Genomic DNA, 23934 nt, shown 5'->3' on the forward strand with positions numbered 1-23934 from the left:
CCGACTGACGCGGCACCGACCGCACAGCAGACTCTTTCCCGGCACCGGCGAGAACCGCCGGCACCGATCACGGACGGGGAAGAGCGATGAGCAGTCACACACGCCGAAGGATCCTCCAGGGAGCGGCGCTCGCGGCGGCCGGCAGTGTCGTCGGCGGTTACGGTCTCGGCCACTACGCCGGCGAGGCGCAGGCCGCCACCCGTGGTACGGCGGCCGGGGGCGGCGAGTCGACTCCCTTCCTGGAGGGCGCGTTCGCGCCGGTCACGGAGGAGCTCACCGCGTTCGGCCTCGAAGTGACCGGCCGGGTGCCGCACGACCTGGACGGCCGCTATCTGCGTACCGGCCCCAACGCGCTGGGCCTTGAGGACCCGCGGGCCCACCACTGGATGCTCGGCGACGGCATGGTGCACGGGGTGCGGCTGCGCGGTGGGCGCGCCGAGTGGTACCGCAACCGGTGGGTGCGTTCCTCGCAGGTGGCGCGGAAACTGGGCGAGCCGTACCCGGGCGAGGTGCCCCCGGACGACTTCCCCTGCAACACGCACGTCATCCCGTACAAGGGACGGATCCTGGCCCTCCAGGAGAGCGGGCCGCTGCCGTACGAACTGGACGGCGAGCTGAGCACGGTGCGCACGTACGACTTCCGCTCCACGCTGGAGGGCGCGTTCACCGCACACACCAAGTACGACGTGGCGGCGGACGAGCTGCACGCGGTGACGTACTACCCGACCTGGGACCACGTACGGCACCTGGTGATCGACCGGACCGGACGGGTGGCGCGGACCAGCAGGATCCCGGTGGCGGACGCGCCGATGATGCACGATTTCGCTCTCACCGGGAAGTACGTGGTGATCGTCGATGTGCCGATCACCTTCGACATGGCGGCCGCCGAGTCGGGCGCACCCGTGCCGTACGTGTGGAACCCGAAGCACCCGATGCGGGTGGGGGTGATGCCTCGCGCCGGCGGCGCCACCCGCTGGTTCGAGATCGACCCGGTGTACTACTCGCACACGCTCAACGCGTACGACCAGGGCGACACCGTCGTCATGGAGCTCACCACCATGCCCGCGCCGTTCTACGCCGCGGGCCGGGGCAACGGCGGACCCTCCACGACCGGCACCCCCGTGCTCGACCGCTGGACCATCGACCTGCGCGCGGGCCGCGTCCGCAGCACCCGCGTCGACGATCTGCCGCAGGAGTTCCCCCGCGTCAACGAGTCCCTGGTGTCGCGGCGGCACCGCTTCGCGTACGCGGCGAGCGCGGCGGAGATGTGGCGTGCGTACGAGACGGTGGACGGGGTGCCGCCGGACGAGAAGTTCACCAACTGCCTGGTCAAGCACGACATGCTGCGCGGCAGCCGCCAGGTGCACCGCTTCCCGGACGGCGCGGCGGCCGGCGAGCCGGTGTTCGTACCGCGCCGCGGGGCGCGCGACGAGGACGACGGCTACCTGCTCTCCTATGTGCACAACCCCGACCGCGGCGCGAGCGACCTGGTGATCCTCTCCGCCCAGGACTTCACCGCCCGCCCCCTGGCCCGCATCCACCTGCCGGGGCGGGTGCCCCTCGGCTTCCACGGGAGCTGGGTGCCGGACGCGTGAGGGGGCGCCCCCGGCCACACGGGGCCTCAGATTCGGAGTCCGGGGGGCGGGCCCCCGCGCGGCCCGTCACTCCATGTGAACAGGCCGTCCCCCCCCCGTCCCGTCCCGCTCGCCCCACCGTGTCACGCGTCGCTGTCGTCGGCGTCCCGGGAGCGGAGGAACGTCAGTGTGCGGTCGAGGAGAAGTGCGGTGGCCCCGGCGTCGTAGGACGGCAGGGAGTTGTCGGCGAACAGGTGCCGGTCGCCGGGGTAGAGGTGCAGTTCGGCGTCGGCCGCCTCGTCGACGAGGGCGTGGGCCGCGTCCGCGTCGCCCTCGTCGGTGAACAGGCGGTCCGCCTCCATGGCGTGGATGCGTACCGGGAGCCGGGCCGGCCACGTCCCGAAGGCCGAGCTCGGAACGCAGGAGTGGACGAACACGGCGCCGCGTGCGCCCGGTCGGGTCTGGGCCAGTTTCTGGGCCGGCAGCACGCCGAGGGAGAACCCGATGTAGACCAGCTCCGCGGGGGCGTCGGTCACTGTACGGACGCCTCGGTCCAGCAGCTCGTCGAAGCCGGTCTTCTCCGCGTACGCCAGCCCCTCGTCCAGGGTGTCGAAGGTGTGGCCGTCGTACAGGTCGGGGGTGTGCACGGTGTGTCCCTCGCCGCGCAGGACGTCGGCGAAAGCGGTCACACCGGGGGTCAGGCCCTGGGCGTGATGAAACAGGAACACTTCGGCCACCGTGAGCCTCCAACAGCCTTCGGACAATGATCGATCCACGAATCTAGAAGGTCCGGGACCTGTGCACAACAGCGGCTTGCCGGGCCACGGATGTGGAGCCGCGCCACGGGCGGCCTCCGGTGACGGATGGGGCGGACGCCCGTCGGACTCCGATGATCGATCGCGCGGATTCGTCACGAGGGGTAGGCCCGCACGCCACTCTTGCTATACGTTCCGTCTAACAGCTTGCTAGACGTCACGTCTAACAAGCGATGGAGGCGCCCGGCAGCCAAGCACCCCGTCGAGCGGGCACGGGATGGGGTCGCGGTCGGCCGGCGTCGAGTCGATCTGTCGAATCGAGGAGCCGCACCATGGCAAGCAGCACCCTTCGGCCGGAGGACCAGGACCGGCTCGACGAGCAGGACGTCGCCCGGCGGCTGCTCGACTCGTCGGCGAAGCTGTCGTACGACCCGGTCACCGAGGTGGACTGGGACACACCGCTGGACAAGGACTTCCACGGCGCGAGCCCCGAGTGGAGCACGCTCTACGGCACGGCGTACTGGAACGAGCTGACCGACGCTCAGCGCAAGGAGCTGACGCGGCAGGAGGCCGCCTCGGTGGCCAGCACCGGCATCTGGTTCGAGATGATCCTCCAGCAGATGGTGCTGCGCGACATCTACACGACCGACGCGACCGACCCGCGCTTCCAGTGGGCCCTCACGGAGATAGCCGACGAGTGCCGGCACTCCATCATGTTCGCCCGCGGGGCGGCGAAGCTGGGCGCCCCCGCCTACCGGCCGCGCCGTGCGGTGGTCGAACTCGGCCGGGCGTTCAAGACCCTCGCGTTCGGCGAGGCCGCGTACGCCGCGATCCTGGTCGCCGAGGAGGTGCTCGACGTCATGCAGCGGGACTGGATGCGGGACGAACGGGTCGCACCGTTCGTCCGCACCATCAACAACATCCATGTCGTCGAGGAATCAAGGCACATGAAGTTCGCCCGCGACGAGACCCGCAAACGGCTCCGGCACGCGGGCCCGCTGCGCCGGCAGCTCAACGCGTTCGTGATCGCGGTCGCGTCCTACTTCATCGTCACCAGCATGGTGAACCGCAAGGTCTACGAGAACGCCGGGCTCGACACCCGGCGCGCCCTCGCCGAGGCCGGGTCGAACGAGCACCACAAGTCCCTGATGCGGTCCAGCTGTTCGGGACTCATGGAGTTCCTGGCCTCGGCGCGTCTGCTCACCAAGCCCGCGCTGGCCCTCTACAAGCGCGCCAACCTGATCTGATCCGAGCCGAGCGACCCGAGCTGACGAGATGACCTACGCCATCACCCAGACCTGCTGCAGCGACGCCACCTGCGTCGCCGTGTGCCCCGTCAACTGCATCCATCCGACACCGCAGGAGCGGGCCTTCGGCAGCACGGAGATGCTGTACGTCGACCCGAAGACCTGTATCGACTGCGGCGCCTGTGCGGACGCCTGCCCGGTCGACGCCATTTTCCCGGTGGACAGCCTGCCCGCCTCGCAGGCCGGGTACGCCGCGATCAACGAGGCGTACTTCGCCGGACAGGAGCCCGGCCCGGACAGCACGGGACCGAACTTCCACCACTGGAACGCGCCGTCCTTCGAGCGCAGCCTGCCGTCCGACTTCGCACCGATCCGCGTCGCGGTCGTCGGCACCGGCCCCGCCGGGATGTACGCCGCCGAGGACCTCCTCCTGCACACCAACGCCGAGGTGACCCTGGTCGACCGGCTGCCCGTGGCCGGCGGACTGGTCCGGTACGGCGTGGCGCCCGACCACCCCGCGACGAAGAAGGTGGGCGACACCTTCGCGCGCTTCCACGACCACCCGCGGGTGCGGATGCACCTCGGGGTCGAGATCGGCAAGGACATCACCGCGGCCGAGCTCGCCGCCCACCACGACGCGGTGATCTACGCGGTGGGCGCCTCCACCGACCGCCGCATCGGCGTCCCGGGCGAGGAACTGCCCGGCAGCATCTCGGCGACCGCGTTCGTGGCCTGGTACAACTCCCACCCCGAGGTCGCACCGGACGCCGTCGACCTGTCCTCACGGCGGGTGGTCGTGGCCGGCAACGGCAACGTCGCGCTCGACGTCGCCCGTATCCTCGTCGCGGATCCGGCGGCCCTGGCCGGTACGGACATCGCGGATCACGCGCTCGCGGCACTGTGCGCCTCGAAGGTGCGCGAGGTGGTCCTGCTCGGCCGGCGCGGACCGGAGCACGCGGCGTACAGCGCCTCCGAGTTGCTCGCCCTCAAGCACCTGCCGGGCGTGGAGCTCGTGGTCGACGACCACGATCCGCGGACCGCCGCCACGATCGACGGCGCTGCGGCGGGCGAGAAGGCCGGGCTGCTGCGCGGCCTGGCCCGCGAGACGGTGGACTGGTCGCGTACGCCCGGGTCGGAGCGGCGCATCGTCTTCCGCTTCCGCTCCGCCCCCGTCCAGGTGCTCGGCGACGACGCGGTACGAGCCGTGCGCGTGACGGGTGGTCCGGGCGAGCTGGACATTCCGGCCGGCACGCTGCTGCGGGCGGTCGGCTACCGCGGCGTGCCCGTCGCGGGGCTGCCCTTCGACGAGGCGACCGGCACCGTCCCGCACGAGGGCGGCCGGGTGAAGGGGATGCCCGGCACATACGTCGTCGGCTGGATCAAGCGCGGGCCCTCGGGCGGCATCGGGGCCAACCGTGCCTGCGCCGCCGAGACCGTCGGCACGCTTCTGGACGATGCCGTGGCCGGCTCCCTGCCCACACCGGCGCCCGCACCCAAGGCGTTCCTCCGGCTGGCCCGGAGCCGCAGCCGCCATGTCGTCGACGCCAGGGGGCTGGCCGCGATCGACAGGGCCGAGCTGGCGCGTGGCCGCGACGGCGGGCGACCGCGGGTCAAGTTCGGCACGGTTCCGGAGCTGATCGCGGCGGCGAAGGGCGGCCGCTGGAAGCTGCCGAGCTGAGCCAACAGGAGGGCACGGGAGGGGCGCTGGGCGCGGGGCCGGGTACGGGGACGGCAACGGCGCCTGCCTGGCCGCTTCCCCGCCCTGCCCGCGGGGCCCCGCCCCCGCCCGGCCAGCGGCGTGCCCAGCCAGACGTTCATGATCACTTCACCGGGAAGTCGACCGGGCCGCACCACTGCCTGTCTCACGACACCTAACGTCTCTGGTTCAGACCGGTTATTCATCCGTTATGCAACCAGGCCGGGAGTCCAGGACGGACTTCCCGGGCCGGAGAACAGGTACCCCCGTGAGACTCACCCCTCTCGTGATCGCCGCGACGTCCGTCGCGCTCGTCGCCCCGACCGCCGCGCAGGCCGACTCCCCCGGCACGCACACCCCGGCCGCACCCGGCGTCAGCGTCCCGGGCGGGCGGTACGAGCACTCCGTCGAGCTGAAGTTCCGGGCCGAGCGCGGCACCACCGTCCGCTACACGCTGGACGGCACGACCCCGACCCGTGACAGCCGCGCCTACTCCCCCGGGCGCCCGCTGCGGATCAAGAAGGACACCAATGTCACCGCGGTCGCCTTCCGGGGCAAGCGGAGCAGTGTCCCGGTGTCCTACGGCTACCTGATCAAGTCGCGGGAGAAGCCGCTGGCCCGGCTCGTCGTCATGTCCGACGTGCACGTCGGCAGCCACGCGACCGCCGACAAGAAGTACGAGAGCTTCTTCGACACCATCGGGTCGATCTTCCCCGAGCCCGACGCGATCCTGTCCAACGGCGACATGATCAACGACAACGGTGACGGCAAGGGCCCCGACCACAGAATCGTCTCCGAGATCTTCCAGGCCAATCTCGCCCGCAAGGGCATGACCGACACTCAGCTGCTGATCTCCAACGGCAATCACGACGCGAGCCTCGCCGCGATCCGGGCCGGCTATCCCAAGGCCTGGTTCCCCGACTCCGGCGGCGGCTACTACGAGTCCGACGTGAAGGGGCTGCACGTCCTCACGGTCAACACCGAGACGTACAACTCCGACACCGCCCAGCGCACTTGGCTCAAGGGGCGGCTCGCCGCGATCACCGCCGACCCGGCCTACGCGGGCAAGCCGGTCCTGGTCCAGGGCCACCGGCCCACCACCGGGACGACGATGGACGGCCAGCAGGCTTCCAACCCGCGGCTCGCCGAGGACCTGAGCGCCTTCCCGCAGGCCATCCTCTTCTCCGGCCACTCGCATCTGAACATCAACGACGACCGCTCGATCCACCAACGCGACTTCACCTCGGTCAACGACGGTTCGATGTCGTACATCGAGGTCGACCACGGGTACCAGATGGTCACCGACGACGGTCTCGCCGACCGCTTCGAGTCGCCCACCGCCCAGGCGCTCTTCGTCGAGGTCTACAAGGACCGTACGGAGATAGCGCGGGTGAACATGGCCGCGGACAAGCACGACATCTACACCGGTGGCCAGTGGTCGGCGAACTGGCAGCCGCCGTACGCCAGCGCGGGCACCCTCGGCGGATCCACCTGGACCGTGCGGCTCAAGGGTTCGACGAGCGGGCAGATCAAGGACAACTTCCGCTACACGGACGCCGAACGCAACACCGTGGCACCGAAGTTCACCACCCGCAGGCCGCTGTCCCGGGTCCAGGACGCCAGGGGCGGCACCGCGCTGCGGATCGCGCAGGCCACGGACGACCAGATGGTCCACCACTACGACGTCGATGTCACCGATGCCGCGACCGGCGCCTCGGTCGTCTCGTCCAAGGTCCTGTCGGACTACTACTTCATGCCCCGCCCGAACAGCCTGGACATCCCGGTGCCGGGCACGGTCCGCAGTGGCCGGTACGTGGCCCGGGTCGTCGCCGTCGACGCGTACGGGAACGCCTCCCCGGCCGCCTCGCTGAGCTTCCGCAAGTAGCGGGGCCGGGACCGGGCGGCTCCCTCCCGGGGTGCCGCCCGGTCCCGACTCCGGCCTTCGGCGCGGTCCGGTCAGGTCGTGTCGGGGTCGACCGCGACCCGCCCCCTGGCGCGCCTGCCGACCACGGCCGCCGCGGCGACGGCACTGCCCGCGAAGGCCAGGGCCACCATCCACGGCTGGTTGAAGGCATGCCGGGTGACCTGGTCGACGGAGTAGCGGCCGGGGCCGGTCAGCCCGATCGCCGCGGCGGTGAAGCCGAGGAACGCCGGGTACTCGTAGCCACCGCCCTGCGCGAAGAACCCGGCGGGTGCGTGGACGGCCACGGCCCCCGCCATCGCCCCGGCCGCGGCCGCTCCGGCCGCCGGGGTGGCGAGGCCGAGGGCCAGCAGCACTCCGCCGCCCGCCTCACCGAGCCCGGCGGCGACCGCGCTGTGCTTCGGCGGGTGGAAGCCCATCGCCTCCATCGCGGCCGTGGTTCCTTCGATGCCCCCGCCGCCGAACCACCCGGCCAGCTTCTGGGTGCCGTGCGCGGCCAGTACCGCGCCGGTGCCGACGCGCAGGACGAGCAGGCCGAGGTCACGCCGGTCGAGGCAGGCCATGGGTGTCTCCGCAGGGGTTCGGGGGCGGGTGGAGTACGAGGGGCAACCGCGCCGTGCCGGGCGGATGCCGCCATTCCACCTTCCGTGCCGCCGGGCACCGACGCGTCCCGGTGCTACGCCGTTCGAGGGATGCCCCGCCCATGCCACGGGGCACACCCGAGTGAGACCCACGCCATTGTGCAACTTGTTGCATAATGGCGTTCCGGTGGTCTACAACTGGCGCAGACGACACTGCGTGAGGAGCCGCCGCATGAGCCCGTACCCGAATCTGCTGAGCCCGCTCGACCTGGGGTTCACCACCCTCCCCAACCGGGTGCTGATGGGTTCGATGCACATCGGCCTCGAAGAGGTCGAGCGCGGCTTCGAGCGGATGGCCGCCTTCTACGCGGAGCGCGCCCGGGGCGGCGTCGGACTGATGGTCACCGGTGGCATCGCCCCCAACGCCCGGGGCTGCTCCTTCCCCGGCGGGGCCAGGATGACCACCGAGGCGGAGGCCGAGCAGCACGCACTGGTCACCTCGGCCGTCCATGCGGCGGGCGGCCGGATCGCCATGCAGATCCTGCATTTCGGGCGGTACGCACACCACCCCGACCTGGTGGCACCGAGCGCGATCCAGGCGCCGATCAGCGCCTTCACCCCGCACGCCCTTGACGACGACGAGGTCGAGGAGACCATCGAGGACTTCGTCAGGGCGGCCGAGCTGGCGCGCCTTGCCGGATACGACGGGGTCGAGATCATGGGCTCCGAGGGCTATCTGATCAATGAGTTCATCGCCGCCGCCACCAATCACCGCACCGACCGCTGGGGCGGCTCGTACGAGAACCGCATCCGGTTCCCCGTCGAGATCGTGCGCCGGGTCCGCGAGCGGGTCGGCAGCGACTTCATCCTGATCTACCGGCTGTCGATGCTGGACCTGGTTCCGGGGGGTTCCTCGCTGGAGGAGGTCGTGCGGCTCGGCCGCGAGATCGAGGCGGCGGGTGCGACGATCATCAACACCGGGATCGGCTGGCACGAGGCCCGTATCCCCACCATCGCCACCTCGGTGCCGCGCGGCGCCTACACCTGGGTCACCGAGAAGATCCGGGGAGCCCTCTCCGTGCCGCTGGTGACGAGCAACCGCATCAACACGCCCGAGGTCGCCGAGGAGGTCCTCGCCTCGGGGCGGGCCGACATGGTGTCGATGGCCCGGCCGTTCCTCGCCGACCCCGACTTCGTCGCCAAGGCCGCCGCGGGCCGCGCCGACGCGATCAACACCTGCATCGGCTGCAACCAGGCCTGCCTGGACCACATCTTCAGCGGCAAGGTCACCTCCTGCCTGGTCAATCCGCGCGCCTGCCACGAGACCGAACTCACCCTGTCGCCGACCCGCACCGTGAAGCGGGTGGCGGTCGTGGGCGCCGGACCCGCCGGGCTCGCGTGCGCCGTCTCGGCGTCCGAGCGCGGGCACGAGGTGACGCTGTTCGACGCGGCCGAGGAGATCGGCGGCCAGCTGAACGTGGCGCGCCAGGTCCCCGGCAAGGAGGAGTTCGACGAGACGCTGCGCTACTTCCGTACCCGGCTCCGGGAGGAGAAGGTCGAGCTCCGGCTCGGTACGCGGGTCACGGCCGGCGCGCTCGACGGCTTCGACGAGGTCGTCCTCGCCACCGGCGTCACTCCGCGCTCCCCCGCGATCCCGGGCCAGGACCACCCCAGCGTGGTCGGCTACCTCGATGTCCTGCGCGACCGGGCGCACGTCGGCGAACGGGTCGCGATCATCGGGGCGGGCGGCATCGGCTTCGACGTAGCCGAGTTCCTGACCGACTCGGGGGACGCGGCGAGCCGCGACCCCGAGGTGTTCTTCCGGCAGTGGGGCGTCGACACCGAATACCGCGACCGGGGCGGGCTCCGCGCCCCGGAGCGTCCGAGGACGCCCCGGACCGTCCATCTGATCCAGCGCAGGAGCGGCAAGGTCGGCGCGGGGCTGGGGAAGACGACCGGCTGGATCCACCGCACCGAACTGCGGCACCGCGGCGTCACGACGATCGCGGACGCCGCGTACGACCGGATCGACGACGAGGGTCTGCACCTCACGGTCGACGGGGAACAGCATCTCCTGCCGGTCGACACGATCGTGCTCTGCGCCGGTCAGGAGCCGCGCCGCGACCTGTACGAGGAGCTGCTCGCCGCGGGCCGCCCGGCGCATCTCATCGGCGGTGCCGATGTGGCCGCCGAACTGGATGCCAAGCGGGCGATCCGCCAGGGCACGGAGCTCGCGGCCGCACTCTGACGCACGGACACCGTGGCCTCGTGGACCGGCCCGCACACCACGAGGTCGCGGCGTCCATGAGGTCACTGCCGCGCCGGGTCACGGCCGGCCGTCCATAGGATGCACCCCATGTCACTCCCCCATGCGATTCTCACCGCCCTGCTGGAGAAGCCGTCGTCCGGGCTGGAGCTGACCCGCAGGTTCGACCGGTCGATCGGCTACTTCTGGTCCGCCACGCATCAGCAGATCTACCGGGAACTGGCAAAGCTGGAGCAGGCCGGCCAGATCCGGGCGCTGCCCTCGGAGCAGCCCGCCCGCGGTCAGAAGAAGGAGTACGAGGTGCTGCCGGCCGGCCGCGAGGCGCTCCGCGCCTGGGTGGCCCGCCCGGAGGACCCCAAGCAGGTCCGGGATCCGCTGCTGCTGCGCATGCGGGCGGCGGCGGTCGTCGGAGCCCCTGGCCTGGACGCGGAACTCCGCCGCCACCTGGGCCTGCACCGCCGGCAGCTGGCGGAGTATCTGGAGATCGAGGAGCGGGACTTCCCGCCCGGACGGGACTCCGAGGAGGACCGGCTGCGGCACCTGGTGCTGCGCGGCGGCATCGACCTGGAGAACTTCTGGATCGGCTGGCTGACCCGGGCGCTGGGCGAGGACGGGCAGCCCGGTCCGTCGGGCGTCTGAGGGCAGGGGTGACGAGTCGGGGCGACGCCACGTGCCGCTGCCTCGGGAGGGCCGGACCGTCCACCGCTCCCGGCCCGCTACGGCCCGCCCACCGGCACCCGGTCGAGTTCGAGATCCGGGCGCAGTACCCGACCGCCCACCGGCCCCCGGCTCCCGGTCACCACGCGTGACGGTGATCCGGCCGGCGGCACCACGGCCGCCGTGGCCCGGTCACCGAGGGCCGAGGTCTGCGCCTGGGCGCGGCTGAGCAGAATCACGCCCCGCACTGCCGCCGCCGTACCGAGCAGTGCCAGGAGAAGGCTGGTCGCACCGCCCTGGAGGCGTTCGCCGAGCAGGGCGAGGCCGATGGCCGCGGCGGCCACCGGGTTGGCGAGGGTGACGACGGCCAGGGGTGCGCCGAGGCCGCCCCGGTAGGCGGTCTGGGAGAGCAGCAGCCCGCTCATCGCGAACGCGGAGACCAGCAGCGCGACGACGACCAGGCGCCAGCTGAACAGCGGACCGGTGTGGTCGGTGACCGAGACGGTCAGGGTCTGGGTGAGCGCGGAGGCGACTCCGGACGTGATGCCGGAAGCCGCCGCGTGCCGCAGGCCCGGACGCGCGCCCGGGCGGCTGAGGCCGGCGACGACCGCCATCGTCCCGGCCCCGACGGCCAGCGCCTCGGGCAGGCTGAGCGTCTCGTGCGGGGCGGTACCGCCCGCGGTCATCAGCAGGGCGCCGAGGCCGAGCAGGGTGAGGATGGTGCCGCGCCACTCGGTCCTGGTGACCCGGCGTCCGGCGGCCCTGGCGCCCAGCGGGACCGCGGCGACCAGGGTGAGGGCGCCGAGCGGCTGGACGAGGGTGAGCGGGCCGTATTTGAGCGCCGCGACGTGCAGCAGCGCTCCCCCGGCGTTCAGCGCGACCGCCGACCACCAGGCGCCCCGTCCCAGCAGCCGCAGTACCCCGGCGCCCGGTTCGGTCCGCCCGGCGAGCCGGGCCTGCGCCACCGCGGCCGACGCGTAGGCGGCGGCGGAGACCAGGGACAGCGCGACCGCGATCACGGTGGCGTTCATCGACGCGCTCCGGTCGGGCCCGTCGAGACGTACGAGGACGCGGAGTACGTCCGCGAACCGGCGTACCCGGTGGAAACCGCGGGCTCGGCGGTCCCGGGCAGCGCCGACGGCACGGGTTCGCCCGGCGCGGGCAGCCACGGGAGGTGTGCCGGGACCGGGTCCGTGCGCGGCAGCCGCAGCGCCGCGAAGGCCACCGCGAGCAGCGCCGACACCACGATCGAGTCGAGCCAGTAGTGGTTGGCCGTGCCGACTATCACCAGCAGGGTGACGAGCGGATGCAGCAGCCACAGCCAGCGCCACCGCGACCGGGTCGCGACGATCAGCCCGACGGCGACCATCACCGCCCAGCCGAAGTGCAGCGAGGGCATCGCGGCGAACTGGTTCGCCATCGAGTCGGTCGCGGGCGTCGCCCCGTACACCGACGGTCCGTACACCTGGCCGGTGTCGACCAGTCCGGTGGCGGCCAGCAGCCGCGGCGGGGCGAGCGGGAAGAGGAGGTGGAGGGCGAGCGCGGCACCGGTGAGTGCGGCGAGGATCCGGCGCGACCATATGTAGTGGCGCGGGCGGCGCCAGTAGAGCCACACCAGGAAGAGCAGCGTGGCCGGGAAGTGCACGGTCGCGTAGTAGGTGTTCGCGAGGTGGATCAGCGTCTCGTTGTGCAGCAGCAGGCTCTGCACCGCGCCCTCGCCCGGCAGGTGTACGGAACGCTCGAAGTCCCAGACGTTCCCGGCGTTTCGAAACGCCTCGTCGACATGACCGTTCGCGGCCTGCCGGCCGAGTTTGTAGATCACGAAGAGTCCCACGACCAGAAGAAGTTCGCGGACGAGGGGCGGTCGGGCAGAACTGTCCGGCTCCCGATCTGCTGGCTCGCTACCGGCGTACATCACCCGGTGCCCCTTTGCTGACGAAGCGGTGTTACGGCGGCATGGTCCAGTCCATGCCGTATCGATACGCCAGTGTACCGATACGCGAACGTATCGGTACACGCGCGTATCGGTACACTGGCGTATCGAAGACCTCGCCGCAGATTCGCCGAGAGGGAAAACACATGTCGCCGCAGGAAACCGCACCGGGACCGGCACAGACGCCACGCCGCTCGAAGATCACACCTGAGCGGGCGCAGGAGTTCTACGCGGCGGTGCTCGACATGCTCAGAGAGTCCGGCTACGAGGCACTCACCATGGAGGGGGTCGCCTCCCGGACCCGTTGCGGCAAGTCCACGCTCTACCGGCAGTGGGGCTCCAAGCCCGAACTGGTCGTGGCCGCGCTGCACGGCACCCGGCAGGCACTGCTCCCGCACATCGACACCGGCTCGCTCGCGGGGGATCTGCGCGAGGCGGCACGGGCGATCGGTGCGGGCTCCGGCCGCGACACCCCCCTCATGCACGCGCTCAGCCATGCCGCGCTGCAGAGCCCCGAGCTGCTGTGCGCGCTGCGCGAGGCGCTGATCCTGCCCGGCCTCGCGACGATCGACGACATGGTCCGGCGCGGTGCGGAGCGCGGCGAGATCCCGGCGGACAACCCGGCGGCGGAGTTCGTCTCCGCGCAGCTGCTCGGCGCGATGCGCGCCCGGCCGCTGCTGGAGGGGAAGTACGCGGACGAGGTGTATCTCACGCGCTTCGTGGACAACGCGATCCTCCCCTCGCTCGGACTGGGCGCGTCCTCGGCCTGAGGACCGCCCCTGCAGACGTGGGCCGTTGTCCGAGCGGATGACGACGGCCCGCCGGCGCCGCACCGTGGGGACGGGGGCGGCGCACCATCCGGGCGGCCGGTGACCCCTTGGGGAGTCACCGGCCGCCCGCGGTTGCACCCGCACGCCATCGCGCCCGGACCGACGACTGTTCCACCAAACAAACAGTTGGTAGATTCTCCCGACCGGCCGGCGCGGGCTCCGGCCGCGCACGCATTCCGGAGAACGGCGGGGCGGACCCATGGACATCGGCAATCCCATCGACTTCACGGGGCGAGCGGTGATCGTCACCGGCGGCACGAAGGGCATCGGTGCCGCGATCGCCGAGGCGTTCCTCGCCGCCGGCGCGGAGGTGCTGGTCTGCGGCCGCGGCGAACCGCCGGAACTGCCCGGAAGCGGCGCACGCCGGGCGCACTTCCGGTCGTCCGACGTCCGCGACCCGGCGGCCGCCGCCGGGCTGGCCGACGCGGCGGTGCAGCGGTTCGGACGGCTGGACGTGCTCGTCAACAATGCGGGCGGCTCCCCCGACGCGGACGCGGCCACCGTGTCACCACGCTTCGTCGAGAAGATCGTCGCCCTGAATCTGCTGGCCCCGTTCTACGTGTCACAGGCGGCCAACCGGATCATGCAGGGGCAGCGCGACGGGGGCTCGATCGTCAACATAGGCAGCGTCTCCGCGCACACGCCGCAGCCGGGCACGGCCGCGTACACGGCGGCGAAGGCCGGCCTGCTGGGGCTGACCCGGGCGCTGGCCCTTGAGTGGGCGCCGAAGGTGCGGGTCAACCACATCACGACCGGGCTCGTCCGCACACCGAGCGCGGCGCCGGTCTACGACGAGGACGGCGGCGCCGCGGTGGCCGGGGTCGTCCCGATGCGGCGGATGGCGGCGCCGGACGACGTGGCGCGCGCCTGCCTGTACCTGGCGGGCGATCTGGCCGGGTACGTCAACGGCGCCGACCTGGCGGTGCACGGCGGGGGCGAGGTACCGGCAAGGTTCCTCGCAGCGAAGCGGGGACCGGGCGACGGGAGCGACGGGGCCAGGGGACCCCGGCCGCAGGAGCCGCGCTGACGAAAGCGCGGGAAACTCTTTTTCTCGTCCTCTTGACGATAATCACCGCCTCCCCTTATCGTCCACATGACGAGAAAAAGAGGGGGCCCGACATGGCCGACATCACCAGGCGCTTCGGCTGGCGCCATCTGCGCTCCGCGCCCACCGCGCACATCCGCCACCACAAGCGCGGCCGGCTGGCCCACGACGGGCCCGGGCTGAGCTTCTGGTACCGGTCATTGAGCGCCGCACTCTCGGAAGTCCCGGTGAACGACAGGGAGTTGGCGATGGCGTTCCACGCCCGCACCTCCGACTTCCAGGACGTGACCGTGCAGGCCACCGTGACGTACCGGATCAGCGACCCGGCCGAGGCGGCCGCCCGGCTGGACTTCTCGGTCGACCCGGACACCGGGGTCTGGCGCGGTGCGCCGCTGGAGCAGATCGCCACCCTGCTCACCGAGACCGCCCAGCAGCACACCCTGGACGTGCTGGCCAGGACCGCGCTGGCCGAGGCGCTGGTCGACGGTGTCGCATCGGTACGCGACCGGGTCGCGGCAGGGCTCGCCGCCGAACCGCGACTGCCCGCCACCGGGATCGACGTGGTCGCGGTACGGGTGGTGGCGATCCGCCCCGAGGCCGAGGTGGAGCGCGCCCTGCGCACCCCCGCCCGCGAGCAGATCCAGCAGGAGGCCGACCGGGCCACCTACGAGCGCCGCGCGGTTGCCGTGGAGCGGGAACGGGCCATCGCCGAGAACGAGCTCGCCAGCCAGATCGAACTTGCCCGCAGGGAAGAGCAGTTGGTCGAGCAGCGCGGCACCAACACCCGCCGCGAGGCCGAGGAGAACGCGGCGGCCGACGGGGTGCGCGCCGAGGCCGAGGCGGCACGCAAGGTGCGGCTGGCCCGCGCCGAGGCCGAGGCCGCCCGCGAGGTCGGCGCCGCACGGGCGGAGTCCCAGGCGGCCTGGCTGCGGGTGCACGGCGAGGTGGATGCCGCGACCCTGCACGCCCTGGCGGCGACCAGGCTCGCCGAGAACCTGCCGCGCATCGACAGCCTCACCCTCTCCCCCGACGTGCTCACCGGACTGCTCAGCAAGCTCGGCAGCGCCGGACCGGACACCCGGGCATGAGTCTCGCCCCGCGCGCGGTACTGGTCCACCGCACCACCGAGTACGAGGAGTTGCTGGCCCGGCACGGCACACACGGGCAGGCCGCGTTCTTCCTGTCCAGCCGAGGCCGCTCCATCGACGAGGTGGCACGGCGGCACCGGCAGACCCGGCAGGCGCTGGCCGACGTGGCGGCGGCCGTACCGCTGCAGTGGCGTCAGTCGCGGGTGGAGCGCGCGGATCTCGACCGCTTCCTCTTCGGGCCGGAGGACGTGGTGGTCGTCGTCGGACAGGACGGGCTGGTCGCCAACGCGGCCAAGTACCTCTCCGGCCAGCCCGTGGTGGGCATCGACACCGACCCCGGGCGCAATCCGGGCGTGCTCGTCCGTCACCGGCCCCGCGACGCGGCCGCCCTGCTCCGGGCGGCCGTTTCCCCCGGCGGCACGGCGGACGAACTCACCATGGTCGAGGCGGTGTCCGACGACACCCAGCGCCTCCTCGCCCTCAACGAGATCTACCTCGGCCCGCCCGGCCATCAGACCGCCCGCTACCGGCTCGGCCCGGACGCCCCCGACGCGCCCGTCGAGCCGCAGGCCTCCTCCGGCGTACTCGTCGGCACCGGCACCGGCGCCACGGGCTGGATCCGCTCGCTGTGGCAGGAACGCCACAGCGAACTCCGCCTCCCGGCACCCACCGATCCGCGCCTCCTCTGGTTCGTCCGCGAGGCCTGGCCGTCGCCCGCGACCGGCACCTCGCAGGTCGCGGGCGAGCTGGGGCGCGAAGAGGGGCTGAGGCTCACCGTCGAGTCCGACCGGCTGGTGGTCTTCGGCGACGGGATGGAGACGGACGCACTGGAACTGACATGGGGCCAGACCGTGCGGCTGGGCATCTCGGCGATCTCACTGCGCCTGACCGTCTGATCTCCCGACCGGCCGGTAGCCCGGCCGGCTGACCGCCGGGTCGCCCGGCCGTTGCTCCGTGGTGCGGCCCGCGCGGAGGGCGGCGACGCGGTTGTCCGTAGGCTGCCCCGTACGACCGGAGTGCCGGGCCCGTGCCCGCGGCCCTCCCCGCCTGCGAGGAACACAGGGAGCACCATGACGACCACACCCGCGGACGACTCTTCCCGCAACACCCGCCCGCCGAAGGCACAGGCGGCGCTCGGGGTGGGTGTCGTCGTACAGGACGGCCATGGACGGATCCTCCTCGGCAGGCACCACGGCGGAACCTGGGAACTGCCCGGCGGCAAGGTCGACCCGACGCACGAGTCGATCGCCGAGGCGGCCGTGCGTGAGCTGCGTGAGGAGACGGGGCTTGAGGCCGATGCGGCGGGCGTACGCGTCTTCGCCATGCTCCACGACGTGGTCGGGGGCATCAACCGGGTGTCGATGGGCGCCGAGGTGACCGTACGGTCGGGAGTCCCGCGGGTGACCGAACCGCATCTGATCAGCGCCTGGCGGTGGACGGGTCTCGACGCCCTGCCCGGGTCGCTGTTCGCCCCCTCCGCGCAGGTGCTCGCGGCCTGGCGCCCGGACCTCTCGATCGAGCACCCGCCCGCGCACCGGCTGATGATCGCGGACGGCACGGCCGCCGCCGGGACCGACGCATAACCTTGCCCCATTAATCATTTGCCTAGTGCTCGTAGGCAGAGTTAGCGTCCCCCGCATGAAGGCCGTGAATGAGCAGGACATCCGTACGTCGTTCGTCAACTGCTCCAAGGGAGAGGCCAAACGTCTGCCGCTCCCCCGCGATCTGGAGGAGCAGCCCTGGGACGATCTGGACTTCCTGGGATGGCGGGATCTCTCCGCCCCCGGGCGCAGCTACATCGTCACCGAACGCGGCGGCGAACTCATCGGCGTGACGCTCCGCTTCCCCTCCCAGCAGCGCGGCTTCCTCCATCGGAGCATGTGCTCGCTGTGCCTCACCACGCACCCGGGGAGCGGCGTCTCGCTGATGACCGCCCGCAAGACCGGCGCGGCGGGGCGCGAGGGCAATTCGGTCGGGCTGTACATCTGCACCGACCTCGCCTGTTCGCTGTATGTCCGGGGCAGGAAGATCGCGGCGCCCGGCGCTCGCTTCAAGGAGTCCCTGACGGTGGCGGAGCAGGTGGAGCGGACCAGGAGCAACCTCGACGCGTTCCTGGGCAAGCTCTTCGACTGAGGTGGCGACAGGCCCGGTGAGCGCCTTCAGGCAGGGGCGCCGGCGGTGAAGGTGACGGGCAGTCGCTCCGGGCCGCGCAGCCCTCCTGGGCGCCACCGCAGTTCGCCGGGCGGCACGGCCAGGGCGAGGCCGGGAAGACGGCGCAGGGCGGTGCCGATGGCGATCTGGCCCTCCAGCCGGGCCAGCGGCGCCCCCAGGCAGTAGTGGATGCCGTGTCCGAACGCGAGGTGGGCGTTGTCCTGCCGGGAGATGTCCAGGCGGTCGGGTTCGGGAAATTGGTCCGGATCGCGGTCGGCGATCGCGGATGCCACGAGCACGGTCGCGCCGCGCGGGATGTCCACCCCCGCGATGGTGACGTCCTCGCGTGCGAACCGGGCGATGCCGGGGTTGACCGGTCCGTCGAAGCGCAGGAACTCCTCGATCGCCCCCGGCAGCAGCGCCGGGTCCTCCCGCAGCCGCCGGAACTGGTCGGGGTGGGCGAGCAGCGCCGCGATCCCGCTGCCGATGAGGTTGACGGTGGTGATGTATCCGGCCGCCAGCAGCAGGAAGGCCATGGCGATCAGCTCGTCCTCGTCCAGCCTCCGCTCCTCGTCCCGGGCGGCCACCAGGGCACTGAGCAGGTCGTGCCCGGGCCGGGCCCGCTTCGCCCCGATCAGCCCGGTCAGATAGCCGTGCATGCGCCGCCACGCCTCGTCGGTCCGCGCCGGATCCGGCGGCTCGGCGCCCTGCAGGACCAGGTCGTCGGTCCACCGCTGGAAGTCGCCCCGGTCCGTCACCGGGACGCCGAGCAGTTCACTGATCACGGTGACCGGGAGCGGCAGCGCGAAACCGCCCACGAGGTCCGCGCACCCGTCGGACACGATCTCGTCGAGCAGCCGGTCGGCGATCTCCTGGACGCGGGGCCGCAGCTCGGCCACGCTGCGCGCGGTGAACGCCTTGGACACCAGGCGGCGCAGTCGGGTGTGGTCGGGGGGATCGGTGCGGAGCATGTTGCGCAGTACGGATCCGCGGTCCGTGGCGGGCAGCCGCTCGATGAGCCGGGGGTCCGACGCATCGGCGACGTCGCTGCTCAGCCGCGGGTCGGAGAGGGCCGCGAGGCCGTCCTCGTACCGTGTGACGAGCCACGCCTCCAGGCCCCCGGCGATGACGGCACACCGTACCGGGCCGTCCTCGCGCAGCTGCCGGTAGACCGGGAAGGGGTCGGCCACGAAGGCCGGATCGGTGTAGGGAAGAAGGACCGGCTGCTGACTCATCACGCCTCCCTGAGACCACTCCGCTCTGCCCCGTTCAGCCTGCTTCGTACCAGCGTAGTGGGCCGAGTGGCCCCGGGCGTCCGGGCCGCTCGGGGCGCCGAGGCGGGTCAGGGCGCCGGTTCGCCGTTCCCGTGGCCCCAGGTCCGCAGCAGCACTCTCCGCCCCTTCGCCTCCCGCGCGACGGGTTCGTCCGTGGTGGGCGCGAATCCCGCAGATCGTGCCACGGCGGCACTCGGGGCGTTGTCGGCCTCTATCCGGAGCAGCACGCGCCTCGCTCCGCAGTGCTGAAGGGCGTACCCGGTGGCGACCGTGACCGCTGCGGACGCCAGCCCCCGACGCCGGAACCGGGATCCGACACCGTAGGCGAGTTCGATGTCCCGGTCGTCCAGGTCGTCCCACCAGATCAGCACCTCGCCCTGCGGCTGCCCGCCGTCGGCCGTGATGGCCAGTTGCACACGACGGCCCTCGGCACGGGCTTCACGGGCCCGCCCGAGGTACGCGCGAGCGGCTTCCGCGTCGAACGGTGAGGGTACGGGCGTCCAGCGGTCGATCTCCGGATCGTCGTACATCTCGATCAACGCGGGGATGTCCGCTTCGTCCCACTCCCTGAGCACGATGTTCTGCCCGGCAAGGCGAACAGGGGCGGCGGGTAAGGTTCTCGGCTGATTCTTCATGGGTTGATCGTGCCTTGTCCGGTGCCATCACCACAGCTCCAAGACCGGATATCGCCGGTCGGCCGGCGGCGCGTCCAGCCGCTGGGAATCCGGCAGGGCGCCGGGCAACTCGGTGCGCGGGAGCAGCGGTTGTACGCCTTCGGCGAGGCGACAGGAAGCCGGGCACCCGGGCCCCGACCGACCCGGGAACGGCCGAAGGGCCGCTCCAGATTTCTCTGGAACGACCCTTCGACCTGCGACTCTCACAAGTCGGGACGACAGGATTTGAACCTGCGACCCCTTGACCCCCAGTCAAGTGCGCTACCAAGCTGCGCCACGTCCCGATGCGGTTCCCCCGGTGTTTCCCGGCGGGCTCGCAGGACAAACATTACCTCACTCCGAGGACCGGATCGACGCCCGTGCCTGGTGGGCGCGGTTTGCCAGGGATTCCGCACCGCATGCGGTGGCCAGTTTGTGGGCCCGGGCGAGTTCGCGCGGTGAGCGGATCGCGATGCCGTAGTCGACGAGGGCCAACGCGTGTTCGTACGCGGACGGGGATGCCTCCAGGTGGCGGACCGACTCGGCCAGCAGGTGGGTGGCGTCCTCGGGGGCGGCGAACAGGGCGACACAGCGCAGTGCCTCACCGATCGCGGTGTCCGTGCCGAAGCGCTCGGCGTGCACCCGGGCCGTGGTGGCGAGTTGGGCGGCGCGGGCCGGGTCCTCCTCGGTCAGGGCCCGGGCCAGGTCACCGGCCCAGGGTGCCCACACCCCGTTGAACCTGCCTCGGGGTTCGAGAGCATGGCCGGCCGCTTCGAGTTCGACGATGGCTTCCTTCGTACGGCCTTCGGCCAGCAGCAGCCGACCGCGGACGCACGGGCCGTCGGGCAGCACCATCGCGCTCGGGTAGGGCGCGCCGAAGGCGTAGCGGTCGGCGATCTCGCGGGCCTCGGTGACCCGGCCCCGGGCGACCAGGGTGTCGATGAGCAGGCAGGCCGCGTCCCAGTGGACCGGAAGTCCGCTGCCGACGCGGTCGGCGAGGCGCAGTCCTTCGCGCAGGAAGCCCTCGGCCTCGGCGAGACGTCCGCGTCGGCGGTGGACCAGTCCGAGCAGGGTGTGCGCGAACGCGAGGTGCGCGCCGCTCCAGCCGGAGATCTCGAAGGCGCGGACGGCCTCGCCGAAGAGTTGCTCGGCCCGGTCGAGATGGTCGGTGAAGGCGTAGGTGATGCCGACGAGGGTCGGCAGTTCGAAGCCCCACTCCGAGTCGGTCCAGCCCAGTCCCCGGGCGGGGTGGCCGTCGACCAGGGCGCGTTCGCAGAGATCGACGATCAGCTGGGAGTTCTCGCCGCGCAGCATGGCGTCGAAGGCGCGGAGCGTGAGCAGGGCGCGCTCGGCGTTGTCGCGGCCCTGCAGGTGGTCGGCGTTCCGTGCGAGGCGGCCGGATCGGCCGGGGCCGTCCTCCTCGCCCGCCTGCATGCCCTCCCAGAGGAAGTGGGCCGCCTGGAGCCGCATCAGGCCGGGGCCCGGGGCGGTGCGGGCGGCCTCCGCGGCGAGGGCGCTCGCCGCTTCCTTGAGCTGGTTGTTGTGCGAGTGCGCGGCCGCGAGCCGGTAGGTGGCGTCGACCCGCTGGTCGACGTCGAGTCCGGGCATGTCGAGGGCGTCGCGCAGGTGCTGGACGGTGGTGGCCGGGGAGCTGAGCAGGGTGGCGCAGCCCAGTTCGTACAGCAGGGTGGCCTTCACGCGTTGACGCGGTGGCTCCTGCAGGGCTCGTTCGAGGCAGCGGCGGGCGGCTTCCGGGGCACCGACGGCGAGGTGCTGTTTGGCCGCTTCGCGGAGCTGCTCGACCAGTTCCTGGTCGTCGTCCGGGTGCACTTCGAGCAGGTGGCGGGAGGCCGCCGCGGGGCCGAGTCCCGCGCGGGTGATCGCCCAGGCGGCGCGGCCGTGCATGGCGGTGCGGGTGGCCGGCGGGATGGACCGGTACACCGCGCTCGCGATGAGCGGGTGGACGAACTCCAGCGGATCGAAGCCGGTGACGATACGGGCCTCGCGCAGCCGCGCCGTGCAGTCGGCGGCCTCGGCGGAGCTCATGCCGGCCAGGGTGGCGGCGAGGTCCTGGGAGATGTCGGTGCCGAGGACGGCGGCGGCCCAGGCGAACCGGTTGGCGTTGGTGCCGAGTCGTTCGAGCCGGGCCACGAGGCCGCTGCCGCGGGCCGAGGCGCCGAGCTCGCGCAGCAGTCCGGCCGACTCCTCCAGCGGTGCCAGTTCGCGGTCCTGGACCTTGGCGACGAGTTCGACAGCCTCGTAGGGGTTGCCGCCGGTGACGGCCCACACCTCTCGGCAGAACGGGTCGTCGGCGTGTTCGCCGAGGGCCGCGCGGACCAGTTCCGCGGTGGCGTCGGGGGTGAGGGCGCGCAGCGCGACCCGGACCTGGGAGGGGTGGGCGCTGCCGAGTCCGCTCTCCTTCTGCCGCGCGGCCAGCTCTTCCGGCCGGTGTGCCTGGACCACCAGGACGGGCAGTTCGCCGAGGCGGGCGGTGAAAGAGGCGAGCCAGGCGAGGGATTCGCCGTCCGCCCAGTGCGCGTCGTCGATGATGAGCAGCAGCGGACGGTGACTCAGCCGGGACGCGAGCCGGGCCACCACGAAGTCGAGGCCGTCCCGCACACCTTGCGGATCGGGCTGCGGGCCGGTCGGCTCGGCCAGTCCGAGGGCGGGTGCGGCGATCTCGAACCAGGACCCGAACAGGGCCCGCACCTCGTCGGGCGGGAACCGGTCGAGTGCTGGTTGCAGCAGTTGGCGCACGACGTGGAACGGGACGGAGGTGACCGTTTCGCCGCCTCTCGCGGACCAGACGGTGCAGCGGTCGGCGGCGATCGTCTGGATCTCGCCGAGCAGTGCTGTCTTGCCGATGCCTGCCTCGCCGCTGAAGATCAGCAGCCCGCCGACGGCCTGGGCGCCACAAAGGGCGTCCACGGCTTGTGTGGCGGCAGCGAGTTCCGGTTCGCGCTCGTACAGCGGCCGGGACGGCTTCATGCCTACCCTCCCCAGGGTGGTGCGGATGGCTTTCGACACTAGTCGTGTCCGGGGGTCCACGGACAGTGGTTCGGACAGTTCGCCGCAGGTGCGGGGCACAATCGTGGCGTGGAAGAGACTGGCAGGGACCGCGACATCGAGGGCCGGGCGCGCAACGCCCGCCCGCGCGACGGGCTGGGACGCCCCCTTCCCTACGGGGCTCCGGGGGTCGAACGGCAGCCGGAGGGGGTGGTCCGTGCCCCGGAGGAGACGGTGCGCGAGGCGCAGCGGCTGCTGGACGCGGGAATGCCGTTCCATGCGCACGAGGTGTTCGAGGACGCGTGGAAGTCGGGCCCGGTGGCGGAGCGGGAGTTGTGGCGCGGTCTCGCGCAGCTGGCCGTGGGGCTGACCCATGCGGCCCGGGGCAATGCGACGGGCGGGGCGCGGCTGCTGCGGCGCGGGGCGGCGGCACTCGCGGAGTTCGCCGGGGCCCGGCCGTACGGGATGGGTGTCGACGGGCTGATCGGCTGGGCCGGGGAGCTGGCGGGGCGGGTGGAGGCGGCCGACAGTGACGGGGCGGCCGGTGACGGGGCGCTGCGCGGCAAGCCGGTCGATGCGATCGCCGAGGCGCCGTGTCTGCGGCCCCCGACGCGTTAGCCGGGCCGTGGAACCGAGGGCCGGGATGTGGCCGGGCAGACACCGGAGCCGGGTCATATTGCGCCGCCCGTCGCCCGGAGCGGTGAACAGGGCCGCCCGTACCCATTACGATCGCGCGTCATGAGCATTTCTGACCAGGACCAGGCCGTGGACACCCCGATACCTGTCCCCGAGGCCGGTTCCAAGGCCGGTTCCGAGGCCACTTCCGAGGCCAAGGCCGAGACCGAGCCCCGGGCCGAGACCGCGACCGAGCCTGAGACCGAGGCCGAGACCGCGACCGTGACCGGGACTGTCGCGGGGGCGGAGACGGAGCCGGGTCTGGACACGGAGCCGGAGCTGGAGACGCAGCCGGGGGCGGACGAGGACACCGAGGACCGGAAGCTGACACCGCGCCAGGCGAGACGGCTGCGGATGGTTCTCTCCTCGGTCGGCATGGCCGCGATGGCGGTGGTCCTCGCGCTGCGGATCGCCAGCCGGTCGTCCGTCCTGGTGGTCGGGGTGTACGGGCTCGCGCTGATCCTGTGCGGGATCGTGATCGAGCTGAGCCGCAACGGCCGTACCCGGCTCGGCAGTTGGCTGCTCGCCGTCGGCCTGGTCGCGGCGATCGGCTCGGACTGGCTGCTGATTCCCTGACGTACG

21 protein-coding genes and 1 tRNA gene are annotated in these 23934 nt (G+C 72.2%); 14 read left to right on the forward strand and 8 right to left on the reverse strand.

Features of this window, described 5'->3' with window-relative positions:
- Positions 1-86: 86 nt before the first annotated feature.
- The gene (locus EES42_RS25380) at positions 87-1595 is read left to right on the forward strand and encodes a carotenoid oxygenase family protein (RefSeq protein WP_124720555.1); all 1509 of its coding nucleotides are present in this window, start codon (positions 87-89) and stop codon (positions 1593-1595) included.
- Positions 1596-1717: 122 nt separating this feature from the next.
- On the opposite strand, the gene EES42_RS25385 is transcribed toward EES42_RS25380, so the two are convergent.
- Complete coding sequence (locus EES42_RS25385; RefSeq protein ID WP_124720556.1) at positions 1718-2311, reverse strand: dienelactone hydrolase family protein; 594 nt, start codon at positions 2309-2311, stop codon at positions 1718-1720.
- A 350-nt stretch (positions 2312-2661) separates the two neighbouring features.
- Between EES42_RS25385 and EES42_RS25390 the strand changes: the two genes are divergently transcribed.
- The 3 genes from EES42_RS25390 to EES42_RS25400 all read left to right on the forward strand — a co-directional run bounded on the left by EES42_RS25390 (position 2662) and on the right by EES42_RS25400 (position 7157).
- Complete coding sequence (locus EES42_RS25390; protein WP_124720557.1) at positions 2662-3576, forward strand: AurF N-oxygenase family protein; 915 nt, start codon at positions 2662-2664, stop codon at positions 3574-3576.
- A gap of 28 nt (positions 3577-3604) precedes the next feature.
- Positions 3605-5254: an FAD-dependent oxidoreductase gene (locus EES42_RS25395; RefSeq protein WP_124720558.1), complete on the forward strand. Its 1650-nt coding sequence runs from the start codon at positions 3605-3607 to the stop codon at positions 5252-5254.
- Positions 5255-5540: 286 nt separating this feature from the next.
- Entirely contained in the window at positions 5541-7157 is a 1617-nt protein-coding gene (locus tag EES42_RS25400; protein ID WP_206433569.1) for a chitobiase/beta-hexosaminidase C-terminal domain-containing protein, read from the forward strand.
- A 71-nt stretch (positions 7158-7228) separates the two neighbouring features.
- Here EES42_RS25400 and EES42_RS25405 read toward each other — a convergent pair whose 3' ends face one another.
- Positions 7229-7756 (reverse strand): DoxX family protein, encoded by a 528-nt coding sequence (locus EES42_RS25405; RefSeq protein ID WP_124720559.1) that lies wholly within the window; start codon positions 7754-7756, stop codon positions 7229-7231.
- A gap of 250 nt (positions 7757-8006) precedes the next feature.
- On the opposite strand from EES42_RS25405, the gene EES42_RS25410 reads away from it, so the two are divergent.
- Together EES42_RS25410 and EES42_RS25415 are read left to right on the forward strand one after the other, a co-directional pair.
- Positions 8007-10022, forward strand: a complete 2016-nt coding sequence (locus EES42_RS25410) for an NADPH-dependent 2,4-dienoyl-CoA reductase (RefSeq protein WP_124720560.1) — start codon at positions 8007-8009, stop codon at positions 10020-10022.
- A gap of 108 nt (positions 10023-10130) precedes the next feature.
- Positions 10131-10679 carry a PadR family transcriptional regulator gene (locus tag EES42_RS25415; RefSeq protein ID WP_124720561.1) on the forward strand — a complete coding sequence of 183 codons (549 nt, stop codon included), beginning with the start codon at positions 10131-10133 and terminating at the stop codon, positions 10677-10679.
- Between the two features lie 77 nt (positions 10680-10756).
- Here the strand turns inward: EES42_RS25415 and EES42_RS25420 are convergent, their stop codons facing one another.
- Entirely contained in the window at positions 10757-11728 is a 972-nt protein-coding gene (locus tag EES42_RS25420; RefSeq protein ID WP_241196581.1) for a DMT family protein, read from the reverse strand.
- Entirely contained in the window at positions 11725-12615 is an 891-nt protein-coding gene (locus EES42_RS25425) for a phosphatase PAP2 family protein (RefSeq protein WP_124720562.1), read from the reverse strand. Before EES42_RS25425 ends, EES42_RS25420 begins: the two co-directional genes overlap by 4 nt.
- Before the next feature lie 161 nt (positions 12616-12776).
- Here EES42_RS25425 and EES42_RS25430 point away from each other — a divergent pair, with 161 nt between their 5' ends.
- The 6 genes from EES42_RS25430 (at position 12777) to EES42_RS25455 (ending at position 17726) form a co-directional block, all read left to right on the forward strand.
- Positions 12777-13400 carry a TetR/AcrR family transcriptional regulator gene (locus EES42_RS25430; RefSeq protein WP_124720563.1) on the forward strand — a complete coding sequence of 208 codons (624 nt, stop codon included), beginning with the start codon at positions 12777-12779 and terminating at the stop codon, positions 13398-13400.
- A gap of 259 nt (positions 13401-13659) precedes the next feature.
- Positions 13660-14487 carry an SDR family oxidoreductase gene (locus EES42_RS25435; protein ID WP_124720564.1) on the forward strand — a complete coding sequence of 276 codons (828 nt, stop codon included), beginning with the start codon at positions 13660-13662 and terminating at the stop codon, positions 14485-14487.
- A 92-nt stretch (positions 14488-14579) separates the two neighbouring features.
- Positions 14580-15593 carry an SPFH domain-containing protein gene (locus EES42_RS25440; protein ID WP_124720565.1) on the forward strand — a complete coding sequence of 338 codons (1014 nt, stop codon included), beginning with the start codon at positions 14580-14582 and terminating at the stop codon, positions 15591-15593.
- Positions 15590-16489, forward strand: coding sequence for a hypothetical protein (locus EES42_RS25445; RefSeq protein ID WP_124720566.1), 900 nt, complete (start codon positions 15590-15592; stop codon positions 16487-16489). Before EES42_RS25440 ends, EES42_RS25445 begins: the two co-directional genes overlap by 4 nt.
- A gap of 174 nt (positions 16490-16663) precedes the next feature.
- The gene (locus tag EES42_RS25450; protein ID WP_124720567.1) at positions 16664-17176 is read left to right on the forward strand and encodes a nucleotide triphosphate diphosphatase NUDT15; all 513 of its coding nucleotides are present in this window, start codon (positions 16664-16666) and stop codon (positions 17174-17176) included.
- Between the two features lie 55 nt (positions 17177-17231).
- Positions 17232-17726, forward strand: a complete 495-nt coding sequence (locus EES42_RS25455) for an FBP domain-containing protein (RefSeq protein WP_124720568.1) — start codon at positions 17232-17234, stop codon at positions 17724-17726.
- Between the two features lie 26 nt (positions 17727-17752).
- Here EES42_RS25455 and EES42_RS25460 read toward each other — a convergent pair whose 3' ends face one another.
- From EES42_RS25460 to EES42_RS25475, 4 genes are all read right to left on the reverse strand, one after another.
- Entirely contained in the window at positions 17753-18979 is a 1227-nt protein-coding gene (locus EES42_RS25460; protein ID WP_124720569.1) for a cytochrome P450 family protein, read from the reverse strand.
- A 107-nt stretch (positions 18980-19086) separates the two neighbouring features.
- Positions 19087-19653, reverse strand: coding sequence for a GNAT family N-acetyltransferase (locus tag EES42_RS25465; RefSeq protein ID WP_124720570.1), 567 nt, complete (start codon positions 19651-19653; stop codon positions 19087-19089).
- Positions 19654-19902: 249 nt separating this feature from the next.
- A tRNA-Pro gene (locus EES42_RS25470) sits at positions 19903-19976 on the reverse strand.
- Positions 19977-20025: 49 nt separating this feature from the next.
- Entirely contained in the window at positions 20026-22659 is a 2634-nt protein-coding gene (locus tag EES42_RS25475) for an ATP-binding protein (RefSeq protein WP_124720571.1), read from the reverse strand.
- A 108-nt stretch (positions 22660-22767) separates the two neighbouring features.
- On the opposite strand from EES42_RS25475, the gene EES42_RS25480 reads away from it, so the two are divergent.
- Positions 22768-23295, forward strand: coding sequence for a DUF309 domain-containing protein (locus EES42_RS25480; RefSeq protein ID WP_124720572.1), 528 nt, complete (start codon positions 22768-22770; stop codon positions 23293-23295).
- A 120-nt stretch (positions 23296-23415) separates the two neighbouring features.
- The gene (locus EES42_RS25485) at positions 23416-23928 is read left to right on the forward strand and encodes a hypothetical protein (RefSeq protein WP_241196582.1); all 513 of its coding nucleotides are present in this window, start codon (positions 23416-23418) and stop codon (positions 23926-23928) included.
- Positions 23929-23934 lie beyond the last annotated feature (6 nt).

Origin of the sequence: Streptomyces sp. ADI95-17, from assembly GCF_003846175.1 — a bacterium.
Lineage (GTDB): Bacteria > Actinomycetota > Actinomycetes > Streptomycetales > Streptomycetaceae > Streptomyces > Streptomyces sanglieri.